20 protein-coding genes are annotated in these 20,410 nt (G+C 47.3%); 3 read left to right on the top strand and 17 right to left on the bottom strand.

Going from position 1 to position 20,410, the window contains the following annotated elements; translation table 11 throughout:
- Nucleotides 1-9 precede the first annotated feature (9 nt).
- The 3 genes from sdaAB to BM271_RS01820 all read right to left on the bottom strand — a co-directional run bounded on the left by sdaAB (nt 10) and on the right by BM271_RS01820 (nt 2,778).
- The gene (gene sdaAB / locus BM271_RS01830) at nt 10-675 is read right to left on the bottom strand and encodes an L-serine ammonia-lyase, iron-sulfur-dependent subunit beta (protein ID WP_046789937.1); all 666 of its coding nucleotides are present in this window, start codon (nt 673-675) and stop codon (nt 10-12) included.
- A gap of 77 nt (nt 676-752) precedes the next feature.
- Entirely contained in the window at nt 753-2,387 is a 1,635-nt protein-coding gene (locus BM271_RS01825) for a DAK2 domain-containing protein (protein WP_046789936.1), read from the bottom strand.
- Between the two features lie 22 nt (nt 2,388-2,409).
- Complete coding sequence (locus BM271_RS01820) at nt 2,410-2,778, bottom strand: Asp23/Gls24 family envelope stress response protein (protein ID WP_046789935.1); 369 nt, start codon at nt 2,776-2,778, stop codon at nt 2,410-2,412.
- Between the two features lie 195 nt (nt 2,779-2,973).
- Between BM271_RS01820 and rpmB the strand changes: the two genes are divergently transcribed.
- A complete protein-coding gene (rpmB, locus tag BM271_RS01815) occupies nt 2,974-3,162 on the top strand; it encodes a 50S ribosomal protein L28 (RefSeq protein WP_046789934.1) in 189 nt (62 codons plus the stop codon).
- 118 nt (nt 3,163-3,280) lie between these two features.
- On the opposite strand, the gene BM271_RS01810 is transcribed toward rpmB, so the two are convergent.
- From BM271_RS01810 to rsgA, 4 genes are read right to left on the bottom strand one after another with little or no spacing between them, the layout of a single operon-like run.
- Nucleotides 3,281-3,982 (bottom strand): DUF554 domain-containing protein, encoded by a 702-nt coding sequence (locus tag BM271_RS01810; RefSeq protein WP_046789933.1) that lies wholly within the window; start codon nt 3,980-3,982, stop codon nt 3,281-3,283.
- 18 nt (nt 3,983-4,000) lie between these two features.
- Nucleotides 4,001-4,630, bottom strand: coding sequence for a thiamine diphosphokinase (locus BM271_RS01805; RefSeq protein WP_046789932.1), 630 nt, complete (start codon nt 4,628-4,630; stop codon nt 4,001-4,003).
- A gap of 5 nt (nt 4,631-4,635) precedes the next feature.
- Nucleotides 4,636-5,280, bottom strand: a complete 645-nt coding sequence (gene rpe / locus BM271_RS01800) for a ribulose-phosphate 3-epimerase (RefSeq protein WP_046789931.1) — start codon at nt 5,278-5,280, stop codon at nt 4,636-4,638.
- A 2-nt stretch (nt 5,281-5,282) separates the two neighbouring features.
- Nucleotides 5,283-6,149, bottom strand: a complete 867-nt coding sequence (gene rsgA / locus BM271_RS01795; RefSeq protein WP_046789930.1) for a ribosome small subunit-dependent GTPase A — start codon at nt 6,147-6,149, stop codon at nt 5,283-5,285.
- Nucleotides 6,150-6,245: 96 nt separating this feature from the next.
- Between rsgA and BM271_RS01790 the strand changes: the two genes are divergently transcribed.
- Nucleotides 6,246-6,551 (top strand): rhodanese-like domain-containing protein, encoded by a 306-nt coding sequence (locus tag BM271_RS01790; RefSeq protein ID WP_046789929.1) that lies wholly within the window; start codon nt 6,246-6,248, stop codon nt 6,549-6,551.
- A 98-nt stretch (nt 6,552-6,649) separates the two neighbouring features.
- Here the strand turns inward: BM271_RS01790 and BM271_RS01785 are convergent, their stop codons facing one another.
- From BM271_RS01785 to gmk, 10 genes are all read right to left on the bottom strand, one after another.
- On the bottom strand, nt 6,650-7,921 hold the full coding sequence (locus BM271_RS01785) for a cytochrome P450 (protein WP_046789928.1): 1,272 nt from the start codon (nt 7,919-7,921) through the stop codon (nt 6,650-6,652).
- Nucleotides 7,922-7,984: 63 nt separating this feature from the next.
- Nucleotides 7,985-9,952: a Stk1 family PASTA domain-containing Ser/Thr kinase gene (gene pknB / locus BM271_RS01780; RefSeq protein WP_234960368.1), complete on the bottom strand. Its 1,968-nt coding sequence runs from the start codon at nt 9,950-9,952 to the stop codon at nt 7,985-7,987.
- A complete protein-coding gene (locus tag BM271_RS01775; protein ID WP_046789926.1) occupies nt 9,949-10,695 on the bottom strand; it encodes a Stp1/IreP family PP2C-type Ser/Thr phosphatase in 747 nt (248 codons plus the stop codon). Before BM271_RS01775 ends, pknB begins: the two co-directional genes overlap by 4 nt.
- A 3-nt stretch (nt 10,696-10,698) precedes the next feature.
- Complete coding sequence (gene rlmN / locus BM271_RS01770) at nt 10,699-11,802, bottom strand: dual-specificity RNA methyltransferase RlmN (protein ID WP_046791463.1); 1,104 nt, start codon at nt 11,800-11,802, stop codon at nt 10,699-10,701.
- Between the two features lie 2 nt (nt 11,803-11,804).
- Nucleotides 11,805-13,106: a 16S rRNA (cytosine(967)-C(5))-methyltransferase RsmB gene (gene rsmB, locus BM271_RS01765; RefSeq protein ID WP_046789925.1), complete on the bottom strand. Its 1,302-nt coding sequence runs from the start codon at nt 13,104-13,106 to the stop codon at nt 11,805-11,807.
- Nucleotides 13,107-14,051 carry a methionyl-tRNA formyltransferase gene (fmt, locus tag BM271_RS01760; RefSeq protein WP_046789924.1) on the bottom strand — a complete coding sequence of 315 codons (945 nt, stop codon included), beginning with the start codon at nt 14,049-14,051 and terminating at the stop codon, nt 13,107-13,109. It lies immediately after the preceding gene.
- A gap of 11 nt (nt 14,052-14,062) precedes the next feature.
- A complete protein-coding gene (gene priA, locus BM271_RS01755; RefSeq protein WP_046789923.1) occupies nt 14,063-16,441 on the bottom strand; it encodes a primosomal protein N' in 2,379 nt (792 codons plus the stop codon).
- Nucleotides 16,441-17,628, bottom strand: coding sequence for a bifunctional phosphopantothenoylcysteine decarboxylase/phosphopantothenate--cysteine ligase CoaBC (gene coaBC, locus BM271_RS01750; RefSeq protein ID WP_046789922.1), 1,188 nt, complete (start codon nt 17,626-17,628; stop codon nt 16,441-16,443). The genes priA and coaBC overlap by 1 nt, the downstream gene beginning before the upstream one ends.
- Nucleotides 17,629-17,668: 40 nt before the next feature.
- On the bottom strand, nt 17,669-17,863 hold the full coding sequence (gene rpoZ, locus BM271_RS01745) for a DNA-directed RNA polymerase subunit omega (RefSeq protein WP_046789921.1): 195 nt from the start codon (nt 17,861-17,863) through the stop codon (nt 17,669-17,671).
- Nucleotides 17,863-18,483, bottom strand: a complete 621-nt coding sequence (gene gmk, locus BM271_RS01740; protein ID WP_074924523.1) for a guanylate kinase — start codon at nt 18,481-18,483, stop codon at nt 17,863-17,865. The genes rpoZ and gmk overlap by 1 nt, the downstream gene beginning before the upstream one ends.
- Nucleotides 18,484-18,621: 138 nt before the next feature.
- Here gmk and BM271_RS01735 point away from each other — a divergent pair, with 138 nt between their 5' ends.
- Nucleotides 18,622-20,325, top strand: coding sequence for an Rqc2 family fibronectin-binding protein (locus BM271_RS01735; protein WP_046789919.1), 1,704 nt, complete (start codon nt 18,622-18,624; stop codon nt 20,323-20,325).
- The last annotated feature ends 85 nt before the right edge of the window (nt 20,326-20,410 follow it).

The raw sequence follows: 20,410 nt of genomic DNA, 5'->3' as shown, positions 1-20,410 counted from the left end.
AAACCCCTCCTAACTTTCTTTCATTTCTATGACTCTGTCCACACCTTCAGCGCCGCTGGCTTCCTTGATGATGTGATCACTGATTTCATCATCAAGTTCAATCGTCATCAGGGCAATATCCCCTTTTTCCTTACGCGATACGTTCATCTGGCTGACGTTGATTTCATTGTTGCCGAGTATCGTTGTCACCCGTGCAATCGTACCGAAAGTATCTTTATGGAAAATGAGGAGGGTCGGATAGTTGCCCGATACGTTTATTTCATAATCGTTGATGCTGACAAGCTCTATCTTGCCGCCCCCGATGGAGATGCCTTCCACTGTGAGACGCTCATCGCCTTTGACAAGGTGCAGCAGCGCCGTATTCGGATGGGAGCGTTCTTCCTCCATCTTGATGAACTGTACATGCAGGCCCGCTTCTCTAGCCTGTTCCTCTGCGGTGATGATGCGGTCATCATCAGTGTCAAAGCCAAGCAGTCCCCCGATGAGTGCGACGTCCGTACCATGTCCTTTATAAGTATCTTTGAAGGATCCGTAAAGGTAGATGTCCGCATGATCCGGCTGTCCGCCAAAAAGACTGCGCGCAAGCAGTCCGATTCTCGCCGCCCCCGCAGTATGGGAGGATGAAGGCCCTACCATTACCGGACCGATGATATCAAACACACTTTTATATTTCATGATAATCCCCCTTGGATAATAAGTAAAAATTTTCCAAAAAACCACACCGGTCGTAAAACCGGTGTGGTCATGTATGTCTATTCTACAGATAGCAGGTAACTGTACACCGGCTGCTGACCATCGTGAACTTCAAATTCAACTTCGTCATATTCAGCTTCGATCATGTCTACAATGCGGTCGACTTCCTCACGGCTGCCTTCTGTGCCGATCAGTATCGTGACAATTTCAGAATCGTCATCAAGCATTGATTCAATCAGTGTTTTCAATGTTTCTTCCCGGGAATCATTCGCAGCAGTGATTTTGCCGTCATTGATTCCCATATGCTGATCTTTTTTAATTTTCATACCGTCAATCTTCGTATCGCGTACAGCGTACGTCACCTGGCCGGTCTTAACATATTCCAGTGATTCCTGCATCGCATCCCTGTTATCATCCAAATCGACATCCGGAGAATAAGACAGCAGGCTTGCGAGCCCTTCAGGTATGGAAGTTGTCGGAATGACGACTGCCGGTATTTCCAGCATATCACGCGCCTGTTCGGCTGCCATGATGATGTTTTTATTATTAGGGAGGATGATGACTTTCTTCACATCTTCATCTTCGATGATTTTAAGTATATCTTCTGTGGAAGGATTCATCGTCTGACCGCCGTTGATTACATGGGTTGCACCAATGCTTCTGAAAAGCTTGTTGATGCCCTCACCGGAAGATACGGTGATGACGGCAGTGTCATAGGATTTCTTCTCTTTGGGAGCCTTTTTCTCCTGGATCGTGCGGAACTGCTCACGCATGTTCTCAATCTTCATCTTGATGAGCTCACCATACGTGGCGCCATATGTCATCGCCTCGCCCGGAGTTTCGGTATGCACATGGACCTTGGCTATTTCATCATCCGAAATTACGAGCAGTGAATCACCGAAGCCGCTCATATCCTTACGGAAAGCATCCTCATCGAATTCACGTTTCCCATCTTCAAAGCGCACCATGAATTCAGTACAGAAACCGAACTCAATATCTTCTGCTGTCATGAATTCATCAAATTCATGCGTGTCCTCAACGAATTTGTCTGTATCCACCTTTTCAGTCACGGATTCTATCTTCTCGCCCTTCAGCGCAGAGAGGAAGCCTTCATATACATATACCAGTCCCTGCCCGCCGGAATCCACGACACCGACCTCTTTTAATACGGGAAGCAGGTCCGGTGTACGCTTAAGTGAAGCTTTAGCCTCCTTGATCACTGTTTCCATGATGCTGATGATCGAATCGGCATCAGCCGCAGCATCTTCTGCAGCAGCGGCTGAATCTTTCGCGACGGTGAGGATTGTGCCCTCTACCGGCTTCATGACCGCCTTATAGGCTGTTTTTACTCCCGTTCCCAGAGCGGAGGCAAATTCGGAAGCGTCTATTGTATCTTTATTTTCAATTGCCTTTGAAAAGCCTCTGAAAAGCTGGGAAAGGATGACACCGGAGTTACCCCGCGCCCCCATCAGAAGACCTTTTGAATAATACTTGCCGACTGTACCGATGTGTGTATCATCCTTGTGTGCCACTTCATCGGCACCTGAAGTCATCGATAGGTTCATATTCGTACCTGTATCACCATCCGGGACAGGGAAGACGTTTAATGAATCCACATATTCAGCGTGTTGCCGAAGGTTTTCGGCCCCACTTAAAATCATATTTTTAAACATTTTGCCATCTATCTTATTCATTTCTATCGTAAATCCTCCCTGATCAATCCTCTGAATTGATGATCCTGACTCCCTGTACATAAATATTCACAGCGTTGATATTCAGTCCAAGCGTCTTTTCAAGATTATATTTTACAGTGGACTGGACGTTGCTCGCCACTTCGGATATTTTAATTCCGTATCCGACGATGATATAAAGATCGACATCCAGATTCCCATCATTATTTTCAATAATTACACCGCGTGCATAATTTTCTTTTCCAAGTAATTCTGCAAAGCCGTCGCGCACCTGGTGCTTCGAGGCCATTCCGACGACACCGTAGCTCTCCACTACTGCATTGCCTGCGATGTTTGCTATCACATCAATCGCGATATCGATGCTGCCCAAATCGTTTTTAATTTCCAATGTCATATCTTTCCCCCCTGACACATCATTTAATTATAATCAGAAATATGCTTCAAATACAAGCTAAATCCGTCAGTTTTCATTTTTCATTTGAATATAAATTTACTTGTCAATCTAATTCTAATCATGTATTATATTATAGTATGCAAAGAATAAAGCAATCAATCTTTATTGAAATCTTTATAAAAGGGAGATGACAGCATGTCTAAAGTTTGCTATTTCACAGGACGCAAAGCGGCTTCAGGAAACAATCGTTCACACGCTATGAACGCTAACAAAAGAAGCTTCGGTGCAAACCTTCAGAAAGTAAGAATCATGGTCGACGGTAAACCGAAAAGAGTATGGGTTTCAGCCCGTGCCCTCAAATCCGGTAAAGTACAGCGCGTATAATTCAACTTTCGATCCATCCGGGATTTCCCCGGGTGGATTTTTTATATGCCTATTATATCATTATCACCCGTTAAAAATCCCCGGACAGCTTCAGATTGACATGCTGCCGGGAATTAAATCAGAAAATATTAAGAATGTAGACCATCGCCATTGCTGTAAAGATTGCGGGTATCATGTTCCCCACCCGCATTTTGGTCACGTTCAGCATATTGAGACCGATGGCAAGAAGAATGACGCCGCCGGTTGCCGAAACCTGCAGAATCATCTCATCCAGAATATATTCCGGGATGATCCGCGCGATCTGGGCAGCGGAAACGATAATTCCGGATTCATACAGGAATGCCGGTATTCCAGAAATGATCACCCCGAGCCCGTAGGTTGTGGTCATCACAACTGCGATGAAGAAATCCATGATGGACTTTGTATACAGGACCTCGTTCGACCCTCTCAGTCCCGCATCCAGACCGCCGACGATTGCCATGGCTCCGACGATGAAGACAAGTGTACCTGAAACAAACCCCTGCGATAAGTTACCGGCGTGTTTATCCCCGAGTTTGAATTCCATCCAGTGACCGAACCGGTTCAACAGCTCCTCAAGCCGGATTACTTCACCGATGACGACACCGATGATCAGACTGAGAAGTGTCACGATGATATCTTCTGCCTGCACAACCATCTGTATCCCGAGCGTCATGATTACCAGTGCCTGGATTTTCATAATTGAGTCTTTGATCGGTTCAGGTATGAATGTAAATACCAGCCCGAGAAGTCCCCCGATGATAATTGCCAGACCGTTGGCAACTGCACCCATAAACATCATTCGATCACCTCTTTCATGCTAGTCTTTGGATTGTATCATAAGAATGTCTTTGTCTGTATATACATTTCCTATATTTTTCGTAAATTCGTTGCTTATTGTAAGCGTCGTACCAAATTCAAGCAGCTGTTCATCCAGATCGTACAGGAAGCCGTCCAATGATAAAGTCGTTTTCTCATTAAATGGCAGGAAGGAAATGTATTTCATCCCTTCCTGCCGTCTCACTTCATGCTTACCCTCCTGGATCAGGCTTATAACATTTTGGCGGTCGATGATCTTTATCTCCGTCCCTCTGAGTTCTTCATGCATCAGCAGCTGAATGTTACCCAGTGCGTGATCCATCCTGCCGCCTGTTGCGCCGTAGACGTTGATGGACTCATATCCTTTTGCAGCAAGGTCCGCCAGACAGAGCGCGAGATCGGTATCATCCTTTTCACTGGGGACAGGATCTATGTCTATGTGTTCTTTAATGAATTTTCTTTCTTCTTCTGTGATTGAATCGAAGTCTCCGTAATTATATGCCGGCACTATTCCCGCCTTGAGCAGCAGGACAACACCGTGGTCCACTCCTGCCCAAGGTTCGTCCTGCCGCTCTCTGAATACTTCCTGTATATGGCTTGAAGCATCACGTACTATGACATTGATATGCATATGATCTACCCTTTCAGCGTGTCTACAGCACGCTTCCAATCTCCGGATTTGAACAGATGGGAGCCGCTGACGAGCAGACCTGCCCCCGCTTTTGTACATATTTCCGCCGTCTCATTGTTGATGCCGCCATCCACTTCAATTGCGAAATCATATCCTGAGTCTTCTTTCATCACGGCCAGTTCCTCTATTTTATCCACACAGGAACTGATGAATTCCTGTCCGCCGAATCCGGGGTTCACAGTCATGATCAGCACAAAATCGATTTCAGGCAGCAGATGTTTGACCATGTTTACAGGCGTATGCGGATTGAGTGCAATCCCCGCCTTCATTCCGTGATTATGAATCAGCTGCATTATACGGTGCGGATGGGCTGTCGCCTCGATATGGAAGGAGACCATGGCCACACCCATTTCAGCGAATTCCGGGATGAACTGTTCCGGCTGATTGGTCATCAGATGCACATCCAGCGGAATTGTAGATTTTTCCGCAATCGCCTTGACCACCGGCAGACCGTATGAGATGTTCGGGACAAATTGTCCGTCCATGATATCCAGGTGGAAGATATCGGCACCCGCCGCTTCCATTTTTTCAATATCATCACCCAGACGCATAAAATCGCCTGCAAGGAGCGATGGCAATACTTTATTCATGATCAGTACCTCTCTTTTCTGTTATTGATTTCCTGATGGATGCTCAGATAGCTGTTATACCGGCTTTGAGCAAGTTTCCCCTCATCCACTGCCGCCTTCACACCGCACTTCGGTTCATTGATATGGGAGCACTCCCTGAATTTACATCCCTCACTGTACAGGTTGAAATCAGGGAAGCAGTATTTGATGTTGTATTTATCGATATCAGTGAATTCGATTGTGCTGAAACCCGGCGTATCCGCAATCAATCCGCCGCCGACTTCGACAAGTTCCACATGCCGCGTTGTGTGTTTCCCGCGGTTGAGCGCATTGGAAATTTCAGCCGTATTCAATTCAAGCTCGGGGACAAGCGTATTAAGCAGTGTCGATTTCCCTACGCCGGACTGGCCGGCCAGCACATTCAGCCTGTCTTTGAAAATTCCTTTAAGGTCTTCATTTATATGGTCACGGTCGGTAAAATGAGTTGGATAGACCCCTTCATATACGTTTCTGATTTCTTCGAAGGCATGCGTATCATCACCCAGATCCATTTTCGTAATGACAATTACAGGCTCCATATCATGCGCTTCTGCATAGGCCAGAAAGCGATCCAGCAGATAATAGCTGAAATTCGGAGATTTCATGCTCATCGTCACGAGTAGCTGGTCGATGTTTGCAACCGGCGGACGGATCAGCGCATTCTTCCGTTCATGGATTTCGTTGATGTATCCACCGCTTTCGTTTTCAATCTGAAAAGAAACGATATCTCCGACAAGCGGCGTCTCAAGCGTCTTCCTGAATTTCCCTCTCGCACGGGTCTCATACATACTGCCCTCATGCTCAACATAATAAAAACCGCTCAATGCTTTAATAATTCTCCCTTTTAACATACCTCACCCCTGCTTAAAAAGATTTACTTTATTATAACAGTTTAATTCTTTATGATAAAATATGAGATGTAGTATTATAATAGGAGGCGTATATAAATGGCAGAAACAATTGATGTAAGCAAAGTGAACGATGCAGTCAGAGAAGATGGAAACGTCCTTATAGATGTCAGGGAAACGCCCGAGCTCGAAGAAACAGGCTTCATACCGGGTGCCGTCCATTATCCAATGTCAAACTTCGAAAGTACAATTTCAAGCCTGGATAAAGACAAGACATATTATGTCATCTGCAGGTCGGGCAAACGCAGTGAAAACGTTCAGAACTATCTGCTGGACAGTGGTTATGAGGCAGTCAATGTCCTCGGCGGCATGTCAGCCTACGAAGGGCCGGTCAACCATATTTAAAATGTGCTGGTTCAGGAACCGGATTCGATATCGAATCCGGTTCTTTTGCATCAAAAAGCCCGCGGCATCTGGTGATGTCGCGGACTGTGAGTGCAAATTTATTTACGATCGATGTTTTCCTGTACATTTTCAATGATGAACCCGCTGTTTACGTAGCCTGGAATACTGTTCAGGTCCACTGTCAGGTCCTGTTCAGGCACATCGTAAGTGATGCGTTCAGCAAAGTATTTCATTGTCTCTTCCATGATGATGATCGTCATCCACTCACCTGCACAACGGTGGTTGGTGTAGTAGTCCCCTCCGCCCTGCGGAATCAGGTCGAATGGACTGCCATCCCATTCTTTAAAGCGTTCAGGATAAAATTCATCCGGGTTTTCAAAGACTTTCTCATCATGCATTGTTCCATAAATATCGATTACCATCATAGTATCTTTTTCAATCTTATGACCTTTGAATTCGATATCGGTTTTCGCTTTTCCTGGAAGGAATGGAACGAATGGATAAAATCTTCTCACTTCCTGAGAGAACATGTATGCATAATCGTCATCTGTTTTGATCTTTTCTTTTGAAATTGGATGTTCATGCATTGCAAGCAGACCGAATGAAACGAAACGGTTGATTGCAATCAGCGGACGGAACGTGTTCATCAGATCGATAGCACACAGTCTTGAGTCCATAGGATTTCCCTGATAGTCTTCCCAATGTGCAAATTCGTAAAGTGCAGTGCCTTCAGGCGGGAAGATTTTACCTTTGCGTGTTTCGATGATCTGCTCTTCAAGCCAGTCTTCGACACGTTTACGGGCATTAACGGATTCTTTATAGCCTTTAAAAGCGCTGCCGAGACCTTTGAAAGAATCGATCATGATATCCATATCTGTTGCGATGTCTTCAATCTTCTCTTCAGGTGCCTGTACGCCTGCCCATTTGGTTCCGATTTTAGTCAGTTGAACGATGGATTCCCTGTAGATATTGATCTGATCCATCTGTTCCATCTTGTGGGTATTCATATACCAATGATTGCGTGTCAATTCTCTGAGATGCTGGAGATTATTTTCTGTCATAAGGGACATGAACAGTGCTTTTCTGTCGATGTGTTTTTTACCGGTAGTCGTGTGGATTGCACCTTTACCGAACAATGTGTTTACGAGACGTTTCGGCAATGTTCCGGAACGTTCTGTTTTATCATTGTCGTAGAATAGTTCAGCAGCTTCTTTACCGTTGATTACTACAACGCGTTTTCCACCAAGTGCCCGCGTTTCGAAAATGTTGTCAGCACCGAGGCGTTGTCTTTGGTTAGCAGTGTAGAGATAGCCCTGCTTCATTACTTTTAGAGTGTTATCAAGACCTTTGTCTTTTTTAATAGTGCCCATTAGTTCTCCTCCAATTTCAGTTTCCTTACCATTATATATAATCAATTGGCCGAATGCCAACAATTACTCATATGAGATCTCATCTTCCATTTCTGTCTTTCCGTCGATTACAACTTTATAGGAAGCTGTTTCGCCTTCCTCGATTGTGAGGTCGATTGCATACTCTCTTTCTTCAGTCATTTCAAAAGAGTCGGCAACTGTACTGATGTCATTATCCTTGTCTTCGATGAAAATTTCAACACTTTGAGGTTCGGGTTCAGAATCTTTCTCTTCAGTGGATTCTTCTTCCGATTCCTCCTCTTCACCAGTCTTCTCCTCTGCAGTTGCTTCTTCGGATGAGGCCCCTTCCTTCAGATAGGGGATTGTAATATTCTGGACATATTGTTTCTCACCCGGTTCCTCGCCGAGGGATACGACCATCTGGATTGTCGACCCGGGCAGGAAATCTCCATAGTTCGGGCTCTGACTGATGATATTGCCTTCCGGCACATCGCTGTGGTGCAGTTCATTGGAAGTTTCGACGTTGAAGCCCTGAGCCGTCAATTGTTCATGGGCAGTTTCATAGGATTCACCGGTATAGTCAACGACCTCAATCGGTTCGAGTCCCTGTGACACTGTAAGCGTCAAAGTCTCCTCGGCGGGATGCACTTCGGCTTCCGGTTCTATGGATTGCGAAAGGATCGTCCCGGGATCGCTGTCATCATATTGTTCTTCTATATTCACTGCCTGGAAACCCAATGAATTGATTGTATTGCTGACATCATCATAGTTCCCACCCGTGAAATCCTCCATCTTATACGGTTCTTTGCCGAGGCTGACAACAAAATCCACTGCTGAACCCGCCTCCACTTCAGTACCCGTATCAGGAGAAGTTCCGATGATATGTTCAGTTTCGACTGAGTCATCGTACTCTTCGATAACTTCGCCTTTGACCAATCCGTTTTCTTCGAGCATCTGCTCTGCCTCATCCATCGTCGAGCCTTCGAAATCAGGCATTGCAAAACTTGGTTCCGGCCAGAAAGTGGATGCCAGCACTCCGCCTGCAGACAGCAGCAGAAGCAGGGGGATCAGCCATAATAAAAACCGGCGTTTCCTTCCTGATGGTTTTTCCTCTGCTGTCTCCTCTTCACCCTCCGGCTCTTCAGGAGACTTTGGCGCTGCGACAGGCGTGACCATCGTCTTTTCAACATCTTTCACATCCTGTGCAGCATAAGGGGTTTCATTATCTTTATAAACACCGATTGCCCTTATTACATCATCAGCATGCCTGTATCTGTTATACGGATCTTTTTCAGTACATTTCAGTATGATGTTTTTGAGACCCTGGGGAACATCCCGGTGTGCGAGTACATCCGGCATCGGCTCGGAAATATGTTTCAAAGCGACCGATACCGGCGTTTCACCATCAAATGGCAGGCTGCCTGTCAGCAATTCATACAGGACGATTCCAAACGAATAAATATCCGTACGTTCATCTGTCTGACGGCCTTTTGCCTGTTCCGGCGAAATATACTGCACTGAACCCATCACCTGATTCGTTTCCGTCATCCGCGTTTCACTGAGCGCTTTGGCAATGCCGAAATCAGTGATCTTCACGCGCTGCTGCCCATCCAGCAGAATATTCTGCGGTTTGATATCCCTGTGTATGATCCCGGCTTGATGTGCATGCCTGATCCCCTGTAATATCATCACTGCGATCCGTACAGCTTCATCCAGCGGGACCGGATGATGATCACGGATATACTCTTTCAGAGTCGGTCCATTCACCACTTCTGTGACCAGCAGATGATATTCGTCTGATTCGTCAACATCCAGTACACTCACTATGTTTGGGTGGGAAAGCTGGATGGTGCTCTCTACTTCCCGCTGAAACCGCGCTTTCGATTTATCTCGGTTATGATGGTCCACCTTGATGAGTTTGACAACCACTTCACGATCCAGGATGATATCACGCGCTAAATAGACGGAACTCATACCGCCGCCCAGATACTTTAAAACTTTATAGCGTTCCGATACCACTCGTCCTATCACTCTGATTCACTCGCTTTCAGATCTGCCAGTACGAGGCTGATATTATCAGTGGAACCATTTTTTTCAGCACGTACGATGAGATCATCTGCCTTATCAGACAATGCTTTTTCCGATGTATAGGTAAGGGTATGGATTTCGTCTGTAGCCATTTCGTCAGTCAGTCCGTCAGATGCCACAATCAGATAATCGTACTGTCTGTTCCTCAGGCGGAACACATCCGCCTGTATCAGCCTGTCCGTGCCCATCGCTTTAGTGATGATATTTTTCTTCGGATGCCTTTTAGCCTCATCGGCAGTGATTTCCCCCGCATCCACCAGCATATTGACGAAAGAATGATCTTTCGTCACCTGCTCGATGGATCTCGGATTCATTACATAGGCCCTTGAGTCACCCACATTCAAAATGATGATCGTCTCCTCTATGAATGCTGCAAGGACCAGTGTCGTCCCCATGCCCCGGTAACGGGGATTCTCCTCCTGGTAATCATACAGGCTGCGGTTCACTTTCATCACAAGATTGCGCAGGAACTGTTCACCGGTATCCACATCCAGCAGATTCTCGGACTTCCAGGCCTCACCAATTCTGTCCAGTACGAAACTGCTGGCTACATCCCCGTACTGGTGCCCCCCCATTCCGTCAGAAACCATGATCAGTATCTGTCCTGTGCCATTATGGAATATGCCGGTAGCATCCTCGTTTGTCTCTCTGAAATTTCCGCAAATACTCTTTTCAACAACTCTCAAGGATCATTCCTCCGTCTCTTCTTTTGATTCCTTTGCTCTAAGTTGTCCGCATGCCGCGTCAATATCAGTACCCTGTTCGCGTCTTACGGTCGCATTCACACCGCATTCATTCAATGTTTCGAGAAAATCAAAAATGTCATCACGGCTCGTCCTTACATAATTGCGCTCCGGTACATGGTTGACAGGAATCAGGTTGACGTGACATTTGAGGTCCTTGATCAGTTCACTCAATTCCCGTGCATGTTCAGGCTGGTCGTTCACACCGCCGAACAAGCCGTATTCGAAAGTGATCCTCCGGTTTGTCACCTGCTGATAGTATTTAAGTGAATCCATCAGTTTTCCGATATCATATGCCCTGTTGATCGGCATCAATTTACTGCGGATATCATTGTCCGCAGCATGGAGGCTCACAGCAAAATTTATCTGGATATCTTCCTCGGCAAAATCATATATCCTCGGCACAATGCCACTCGTGGATACAGTGATATGCCTCGCACCAATGTTCAATCCATCATCATGATTGACGACACGCAGGAATTTCATCATCTGGTTGTAGTTTTCAAACGGCTCACCGATGCCCATGATGACAATGCTGCTGACACGTTCGCCTGTCTCGTCCAGTGCTTTTTGGATCTGGACGACCTGTGAGACAATCTCACCTGCTTCCAGGTTACGCTTCAATCCACCCAGGGTCGATGCGCAGAAACTGCAGCCGATACGGCAGCCGACCTGTGTTGTAACACAGACCGAATTGCCGTAGTCATGCCGCATCAGGACCGTTTCAATTGTGTATCCGTCTCTCAGGCGGAACAGGAATTTCATCGTGCCGTCCTTACTTTCCTGCCGCACGACTGTCTCCAGGCTGTCCATGTTATAGGATTGCGCAAGTTGCGTGCGGAATGATTTGGGAAGGTTCAGCATCTCATCGAAATGATTTGCACGATGGACGTAAAGCCATTCAAAGATCTGTTCTCCCCTGTATTCCGCTTCTCCCCATTGCACTGCCAGGTCCTTCAGTTCATCCTTTGACAGTGAATATATTGACGGCTGGTCAAACTCCGGCAATTTGTAGTTTTTTATTTCCTTCTTAGGCGGTCTTTCTATCATCATTACTTTTCCTTCTTCCTGAACCTGGCAATAAAGAATCCGTCAGTACCCGCTTCGTGGGGCAGAATCTGCTTGAACGGACCTTCAAAATCAAGGGCATCAATGCTGAATGGATCAAATTCCATATCGTCATTCTGCTTTTTGAAAGTGTAGGCCACATTCTCATTTTCCATCTGATGGATGGTACATGTGGAATAAACGAGTATCCCGCCAGGCTTTAAATAATTTTTAACGTGATTCAGTATATCCAGCTGCAGTTCAACCAGCGGCCCGATATCCTGTTCTGTGCGTTCGTATCTGATTTCCGGTTTTCTTCTGATTACACCAAGGCCTGAGCACGGCGCATCAACGATGATGCGGTCATACATCCTGGAATAGTCGTGAGCTGCCGCATCCCCCTGGAATGCATTGAAGTTCTCCAGACCAAGTCGTTTCGCCTGCGATTTTATCAAAGGGATCTTATGCTCATGGATGTCCGACAGATCCACATGCCGGACCGTCATCTTTTCAAGCGCATGAAGCCCTTTGCCGCCCGGGGCACTGCAGGCATCGAGTATCACATCGTCACGCTCCGGTTCAAGCGCTGTATTCACAAGCATAGAGCTTACGTCCTGTATGCTGAAGTACCCTTCTTTATACAATGCGGAGCGCAGAATATCCCCGCCGTGCACCTTTACCGCATCCGGATGCAGAGCACTTTTCTCTACATCATGCCCGTCCATCTGTAATTTTTCAAGAAGTTCCTGTCTGGAAATGACTGAGGTGTTTGTACGGATATACATCACCGGGTGCGTATTCAGGGCACGGGCGATTTTTTCAGCCCCCTCCATACCGTGATGCGTTTTCCACTGTCTCAATATCCAGAGGGGGATGCTTGTTTCTATAGATAGTCTCGAAAGGTCCTTTTTGACTCCGCCGATGTCACGGAGCGGATTTCGTTCGAAGTTCCTGAGTATGCCGTTGATCACATTCGCATGTCCAGGTCCTCCAATGTCTTTGGCGATGTCCACCGCTTCATTGATCACAGCGTAATTCGGCACACGCTCAAGCCAGACAATCTGATATACGGAGAGGTATAACAGGCTTTTCTGCCAGCGTCTGATTTTCTTTTTGATGTATGGTTTTATATAAAAGTCGATCGTGAGGCGCTTTGAAATTGTACCATAAACGATCTCGGTTAATAATCCCCTGTCCGCACTTTCCATCTCGTTATTTTTAATGATGTCGTTCAGGACGATATTGCTGTAGCCGCCCTCTTCTGTAATCCTTGTATATGCTTCAAGTGCGAGTTCTCTTACATTCATCTAATCCACCTGCCCCATGACGGTACCGGTCAGGCCCTGTCTGCCCGCTGCAAAATTCTGTGCATCGGTCTTCTTTTTCCCGGAGAGCTGGACTTCAGTCACTTCGACTGTATTTCCGTCCCCGCAGGCCACTGTGAACCCTGACTCTGTCACATCTGTAATGACACCCGGTTCTGCATCCGATTTCCCCTCCGGCAGCTTTGCACCGTATATTTTCAGACGCTTGCCGTCGAATGATGTATAAGCGCCCGGCCACGGGGATAATCCGCGGATATGGTTGAACACATCCCGTGCATCCCTCGTCCAGTCCAGCAATTCATCCTCTTTGGAAATATTCGGACTGACCGTCACTCTTTCTGCGTCCTGCGGTGTACGTGTATTTGTGCCGTCCAATATGGATGGGAGCGTTTCAAGCAGCAGCTCTGAACCGATTGCACTCAGCCGGTCATGCAGTGTTCCTGTGTTGTCATCGTCCATGATTCCGGTTGCACTCCGGCTGATGACATCCCCGGAGTCCAGGCCTTCGGCCATGTACATGATGGAGATTCCCGTCTCACTGTCCCCTTCCAGTATGGCACGGTGGATGGGCGCTCCGCCCCTGTGCCGCGGCAGGAGGGATGCATGAACATTGACAGCACCCAGACGGGGGATTTCAAGCAATGCTTTCGGCAGTATCTGCCCGTAGGCTGCCGTGATGATCAGGTCCGGATCCAGCTCTTTTATCTTTTCAACAGCCGCTTCCTCCCTGATTCTGTCCGGCTGGAATAAAGGTATGCCCATTTCTTCTGCTGCAGCCGCAACCGGCGGCGGTGTCATGACACGCTTCCGCCCGACAGGCTTATCCGGCTGGCTGATGACCATGGATACCGGATGCTTCTCGTGCAGTGCCTTTAGTACAGGAACAGAAAAATCAGGTGTTCCCATGAATATTATCTTTTCGTTCATAATGGTGCCTCCTACATGATCACAAGCGGATTGACATCAATTTTCAAAGAGATGCCTTCCTTCTTGTATTTTTCGTGATATTCCGCGTCAAGTTCATTGAGCAGTTCCAGCAGTGCCGGCTCCCTTTTATATTTCAGCAATATCTGGAAACGGTGCTGGCGGTTTATCCGCTCGATCGGACTCGGTGACGGGCCGACGATGATCGACTGTTCGCTCATCGCTCCCGCCAGGGTTTCGTGTATATGGCTTGTTGCACCGAGACACTTTCTCACATCTTCACTCGAAACCGTAAATAATACATGAAAATAAAACGGCGAGTATCTTGCCATGCGCCGGAATGCCATTTCTTTTTCATAGAAGTTTCTATAGTCATTGTGCGTTGCCAGTTCTATGGCGTAGTGGGTCGGGTTATATGTCTGGAAAATCACTTCTCCGCTCAGTTCATGGCGTCCGGCGCGTCCCGAAACCTGGGTCAGCAGCTGGAACGTCTTTTCATTCGCCCTGAAGTCGGGAAGATTAAGCATCGTATCCGCATTCAATACGCCGACCAGTGTCACTTTGGGATAGTCCAGACCTTTTGCGATCATCTGTGTGCCGAGAAGTATCGGTATTTCATCTTTCTCGAAATGATTCAGCAGTTTTTCATGCATGCCTTTACGCCTGGTCGTGTCGTTATCCATCCGGACCACATCAGTCTCGAACATATCACGCAGAATTTCCTCCACTTTCTCCGTCCCCGTTCCCCTGAACGTCACATCCTCGCTTGAACAATTGTCACACTGTCTGGTAACTCTTGATTCATAGCCGCAGTAGTGGCAAAGGAGCGAACTGTTGGATTTGTGGTAAGTGAGAGATATATCACAGTTCGGACACATCGGCACATGACCGCAGCTCTGACAGATCTGGAAATTGGAGTATCCCCGCCTGTTTAAGAGCAGCACTGTCTGTTCACCTTTTTCAAGACGGTCGGTAATCGCCTCATGGAGCGGCGTAGAAATGACCGAAGTGTTTCCCGCACGGTGCTGTTCCGACATGTCAACGATGCGTATTTCCGGCAGTATTTTGGTCCCGGCGCGTTCTGTCAGTTCAAGCCGTCTGTAGACACCCTTCTCGCTTCTCGCATAGGTTTCCAGACTCGGGGTCGCGGTTCCGAGAATCAGCGGGCACCCATGCCGCCGGCTTCTGAATTTTGCCACTTCCGCCGCATGATACATCGGACGGTCGCTCTGTTTGTACGTTGTTTCATGCTCTTCATCGATGATGATGACACCGACATTTTCAAACGGGGCGAACACACTGCTCCGCGCACCTACGGAAACCCTTGCCCTGCCTTCTTTGATCTTGCGCCATTCATCATACTTTTCGCCAGGCGAGAGCCCGGAATGCAGCACTGCCACATCATCCCCGAAACGCATTTTAAACCGGTTCACCATCTGCGGTGTCAGCGCAATTTCAGGGACAAGCATAATCGCGGTCCGGCCTTCATTCAATGCTTTTTGAATGACCTGGAGATAGACTTCTGTTTTCCCGCTGCCTGTGATACCGTGAAGCAGGAATGTCTCAGCGGATTTTTCATCCATGGATTGCGTAATTTCCTCATAGGCTCTACGCTGTTCCCCATTCAGTACTTTTGGCTTGTCATACTCAAAGATCCGTCCCGAATATGGATCCCGTTCGATTTCAACGTCCACCTTATCGATGAGCCCTTTTTTGTACAAAGTATTCACCATGCCGTTTGAATACCCCTCTTCCTGCAGTGTGCCAAGCAGTATGGGTTCTGATGACATATCAATCCTCTCAAGCAGCTCGATCTGTTTTTTCGCGCGTCCCAGGTTCGGCTCGGGAACTTTCAACGAATAAACACCCAGCGCCGTCTTCTTACGTGTATGCTGGGAAATGACTGTTTCTTCAACCAGCTCTCCTGATTTGAAATGCGGACGCAGTACACTCAGCTGGTCCGCTGTGAGCCTGCTCGTCTCGATATCACCTGAGATACCGAGATTTCTGAGCGCCTGTGCCGCCTCCCCGTCATCTCCAGCTGCCCGGATGATCTTTTTATAATTCGCCTTAAGCGCAGCCGGCAGAATCGTCTCTATGACACTGATGTACTGATCCACATAATATTCCGCCAGATACTTCGCAATCACGATCATTTCCTCCGTGAGAACCGGCTCGATATCCAAAGTACGTGAAATCGGCTTGATTTTTGAAGGATCGAAATCAGCCGTATCCTTGATGTTCATCACATAACCCTGGATTGTCCGGCGCCCGAATGGCACAACGACCCTGTGACCCACCTTAATGATGTCCTGCATCCCGCTAGGAATCCTGTAATCAAAGACCTGGTTGACACTTTTGCTTGGTACATCCACTATGACTGAAGCAAACATCAATCGTTCCACCTCTTAACAATCGTCTCGATGATCTGTATGCCGAGCGTCTGTTTATCCATCCTTGGATAGGCCTGCTCGCCGCCGTTCTTGAAAAGCATGACCACTTCATTTTCATCACTGTTCATCCCTATTTCCTTGTTGGAGACGTCGTTCATCACGATGCAGTCTGCGTTTTTCTTTTTAAGCTTGCCGGCTGCATATTCACGCACATTATCCGTTTCCGCTGCAAAACCGACGACGAACATGCCGCCTTTATGCGCGCCAACATATTGGAGGATATCCTGGGTCTCCTTCAGTTCAATAGACACTTCCCTGCCGTCCTGCTTCTTCATCTTGGAACCATGTACTTCCCGGGGCGTGAAATCACTGACTGCCGCTGTAAATATCCCGAGATCGGCATCCATATGATCTTTTACCGCTTCGAACATATCCCGGGTGGATTCGACATCTATCCGGGTCACATTCCCGGGTGCCGGCAGACTGACCGGTCCACTGACCAGTACGACGTCAGCACCGCGCGCAGCAGCGGCTTCTGCGATCGCATACCCCATCTTGCCGCTGGAATGGTTTGTCAAATAACGGATCGGGTCGATCGCTTCCTGAGTCGGTCCTGCTGTAATCAGCACCTTTTTCCCCGCAAGACTCTGTTCCATGGAAAGCATATCTTCGATATGGGCCTTTATTTGCGGAACGTCGGCCATCCTGCCTTTCGCATTATAGCCACAGGCCAGAAAACCGGATTCAGCATCGATGAAATGGTAGCCTTCCTGCATCAAAGCCTTTATATTGCGCTGCACTGCCGGCTGATTGTACATATGGACATTCATTGCAGGTGCCATGATTACCGGTTTTGTATTTGCAGCAAGTACATTCAGCAGCATATTGTCATAAATTCCGCTCGCAAGCTTGCCAATCGTATTTGCAGTGACCGGGGCGACGACGATCATATCCGCCCATTCCCCAATCTTGATATGTGAAATGACGGAAGGTTCTTCCTCTTTGAACGTATTTGTGTAAACGTGATTGCGTCCGATTGCCTGGAAAGCGAGCGGCGTCACGAATTCAAGCGCATTATCCGTAAGCACGACACGAACATCATGCCCGGACTGGGTCAGCTTACTCGTCAGATCGATTGCTTTATAGGCGGCGATACCGCCTGTCACACCTAATACAATATTTGCCATGTCCTCACCTCTTTAAAAAAAGCTGACAATGAATTGTCAGCTAGCGTTGTTCTGTCACTTTATTTTCTGCGATTTCCTCTAAAGCACGGCTTACAGTCTTGAGCGTCTTATACTCGTCCAGAATCAGATCATCCGGATGATCCTGCAGGTGGCGTGCGCGTTTGGCAGCCATAGTCACAAGCAGATATTTGGAATCGACATTGTTCTTCAGTTCATGAATTGATGGGTAAAGCATTAATTATTAACCTCCAGCAGCATTCTTAATTTAGATTCGACACGTGCACGTCTCATATGGGATGCCTCCACAATGCATTGGACCCGCTGGCGCGCAGCATCGACATCATCGTTCACAACTACATAATCATACAGGTTCATGAGTTTCAGCTCACGCTTGGCTTCTTCGATCCGGTGTCTGATGATATCCGGGGAATCTGTCCCGCGGTTGACAAGCCGCGCTTCCAATTGTGTGAGATTCGGTGGAGCGAGGAAGATGAAAAGTGCATCGGGGAATTTTTCCCTAACCTGTTTCGCACCTTCGACTTCAATTTCCAGGAATACATCATGTCCATCCGCCATTGTCTGTTCTACATATTCTACAGGGGTCCCGTAGTAATTGCCGACATATTCGGCATACTCGATAAACTTATCCTGTTCGATGAGCGACTCGAATTCTTCCTTTGTTTTAAAGAAATAGTCGACGCCGTCCACTTCCCCTTCACGCATCTGTCTTGTTGTCATTGATATCGAGTACTTGAAATCCGTTTCCGGATGATCGAAGATTGCCTTTCTTACGGTACCTTTACCGACACCGGACGGTCCGGAAAGAACAATTAGAAGTCCCTTTTCTGAAGTCATAACACGTAACCTTTCTATTTGTAATTACCTCTTAATGTACCATATATAAGTTTAAAATTCATTATAAATCTCTGTATGATTCAAACTGCCCCGTTTCATGTTAAAATACAGGATAGCAAATTACAGGAGGAACAGACTATGGCATTCGACGGCAACTTCGTCCATGCAATCATCGACGAACTTTCCATATTGGAAAAAGGCAAAATTAATAAAATCCAGCAGATGGATGACACTTCCCTGGTATTTAAAATCCGTTCGCAGCGGTCCAACCACAACCTGCTGATCAGTGCACACCCGATGTACGCCCGGTTCCATCTGACGGAACAAAAATATGAATTCCCGTTCAATCCGCCCATGTTCCTGCGCGTGGCCAGAAAGCACATCGAAGGCGGTATCATAAAAGACATCAGGCAGATCGGTAACGACAGACGTGTCGAATTTCATATACAGTCCCGCAATGAGATCGGGGATGATGTGGAACGCATCCTTATCCTGGAAATCATGGGCAGGCATTCGAACATCATCATCACGGATGAAAAATATAATATCCTCGAAGGGATCAAACACCTGACTCCGAATAATAATGCGCGGACGATCATGCCCGGCTTCATGTATCAGGCGCCGCCGACGGCAGAAAAACTTAATCCGAGGACTGAGGACATAGAAAAGCTGCCGGTCCGGATCGATTTCAACAGCGGACGGATCAATAGGCAGATACTCGGCGCTGTAGAGGGGTTCAGCCCTTTGTTCGTCAAGGAGATCGAGCATACAGCCGGCCATTTCACTATCAGGAATATGGTGCCGGCAGTAAAAGAGACACTTTCAAAAGCGGAGGATATCTATCCGGCTATATATGAAAATGACGGCAGAGAGGTGTTTTATTATACACGGCTCAGCCATCTGGGGGAACCGGAAGAAACATTTGATACGATATCAGAGCTTGTCGACCACTATTATCACAACCGCTATCATACCGCCCTGATCAAGCAGAAAGCAAATGACTACCTGAACGTCATCACGCGGGAATACGAGCGGACTGAAAGGAAGATCGGGAAGCTGAAGGACGACCTTCTGGAAGCGGCGGAAAAAGATGAATTTCAGAAATACGGTGAACTGCTGACTGCCTACATGCACCAGGTGAAACCGTACGAGGATTCAGTGGAAGTCCTGGATTACTACACGGACGAAAAGGTCAGCATTCCGCTGGATCCGAATATTTCACCCAGTGATAATGCCCAGAAATATTACAGCAGGTACAACAAGCTGAAAAAACGGGAAACTGCGGCATCCGAACAGCTCGACCAGGCACGGATGGACATGGAGTATTTCACCAGCCTGCTGCATCAGATGGAGGAGATCTCGACCGAGGAAGAAGTCGATGAAATCCGGGAAGAGCTGCATGAAGAAGGCATCATCAAAGTGAAGCGGAATCAAGGCGCGAAGAAAAAGAATAAACGCCGGATTCAGCTGCATGAATATAAAACAAGCAACGGCCTGACAGTCCTGGTCGGTAAAAATAACAAGCAGAACGATTATCTGACATCCCGTAAAGCACAGAACAACCATCTGTGGTTCCATACAAAAGACATTCCGGGATCGCACGTGGTCATTACACATCCGGAAAATCAGATTGAAGAACAGGATATACTGGAAGCCGCCATGCTCGCATCATTCTTCTCCAAGGCAAAGGAATCCGAATCGGTGCCGGTCGATTTCACTGAAATCAAACATGTTCATAAAATCAGCGGTGCAAAACCCGGTTTTGTCACCTATACAGACCAGCAGACGGTATTTGTAACGCCCGACAGGAAAAAAGTGGACAGTATGGAAGTGAAGCATTAATAATACAGAAGCGGGCTCTCAGGAGCCCGCTTTTTGTTCGCAGCAGGATTGTGATGAATATGTCTCATCGTTGATGCGGAATGAC

This window comes from Salinicoccus halodurans, assembly GCF_900114445.1.
GTDB lineage: Bacteria > Bacillota > Bacilli > Staphylococcales > Salinicoccaceae > Salinicoccus > Salinicoccus halodurans.
This window is presented reverse-complemented; position numbering and strand designations above follow the sequence as displayed.

Coding starts and splice junctions, on each gene's coding strand:
- priA (WP_046789923.1), bottom strand. CDS start 16,441: ATGTTTGCTTCAGTCATAGTGGATGTACCAAGCAAAAGTGTCAACCAG.
- BM271_RS01820 (WP_046789935.1), bottom strand. CDS start 2,778: ATGACATTGGAAATTAAAAACGATTTGGGCAGCATCGATATCGCGATT.
- BM271_RS01825 (WP_046789936.1), bottom strand. CDS start 2,387: ATGAATAAGATAGATGGCAAAATGTTTAAAAATATGATTTTAAGTGGG.
- BM271_RS01805 (WP_046789932.1), bottom strand. CDS start 4,630: ATGCATATCAATGTCATAGTACGTGATGCTTCAAGCCATATACAGGAA.
- rsgA (WP_046789930.1), bottom strand. CDS start 6,149: ATGTTAAAAGGGAGAATTATTAAAGCATTGAGCGGTTTTTATTATGTT.
- coaBC (WP_046789922.1), bottom strand. CDS start 17,628: ATGGCAAATATTGTATTAGGTGTGACAGGCGGTATCGCCGCCTATAAA.
- rpe (WP_046789931.1), bottom strand. CDS start 5,280: ATGAATAAAGTATTGCCATCGCTCCTTGCAGGCGATTTTATGCGTCTG.
- rlmN (WP_046791463.1), bottom strand. CDS start 11,802: ATGATAGAAAGACCGCCTAAGAAGGAAATAAAAAACTACAAATTGCCG.
- BM271_RS01785 (WP_046789928.1), bottom strand. CDS start 7,921: ATGGGCACTATTAAAAAAGACAAAGGTCTTGATAACACTCTAAAAGTA.
- rsmB (WP_046789925.1), bottom strand. CDS start 13,106: ATGAATGTAAGAGAACTCGCACTTGAAGCATATACAAGGATTACAGAA.
- BM271_RS01735 (WP_046789919.1), top strand. CDS start 18,622: ATGGCATTCGACGGCAACTTCGTCCATGCAATCATCGACGAACTTTCC.
- rpmB (WP_046789934.1), top strand. CDS start 2,974: ATGTCTAAAGTTTGCTATTTCACAGGACGCAAAGCGGCTTCAGGAAAC.
- fmt (WP_046789924.1), bottom strand. CDS start 14,051: ATGAACGAAAAGATAATATTCATGGGAACACCTGATTTTTCTGTTCCT.
- rpoZ (WP_046789921.1), bottom strand. CDS start 17,863: ATGCTTTACCCATCAATTCATGAACTGAAGAACAATGTCGATTCCAAA.
- BM271_RS01810 (WP_046789933.1), bottom strand. CDS start 3,982: ATGATGTTTATGGGTGCAGTTGCCAACGGTCTGGCAATTATCATCGGG.
- BM271_RS01790 (WP_046789929.1), top strand. CDS start 6,246: ATGGCAGAAACAATTGATGTAAGCAAAGTGAACGATGCAGTCAGAGAA.
- gmk (WP_074924523.1), bottom strand. CDS start 18,483: ATGACTTCAGAAAAGGGACTTCTAATTGTTCTTTCCGGACCGTCCGGT.
- sdaAB (WP_046789937.1), bottom strand. CDS start 675: ATGAAATATAAAAGTGTGTTTGATATCATCGGTCCGGTAATGGTAGGG.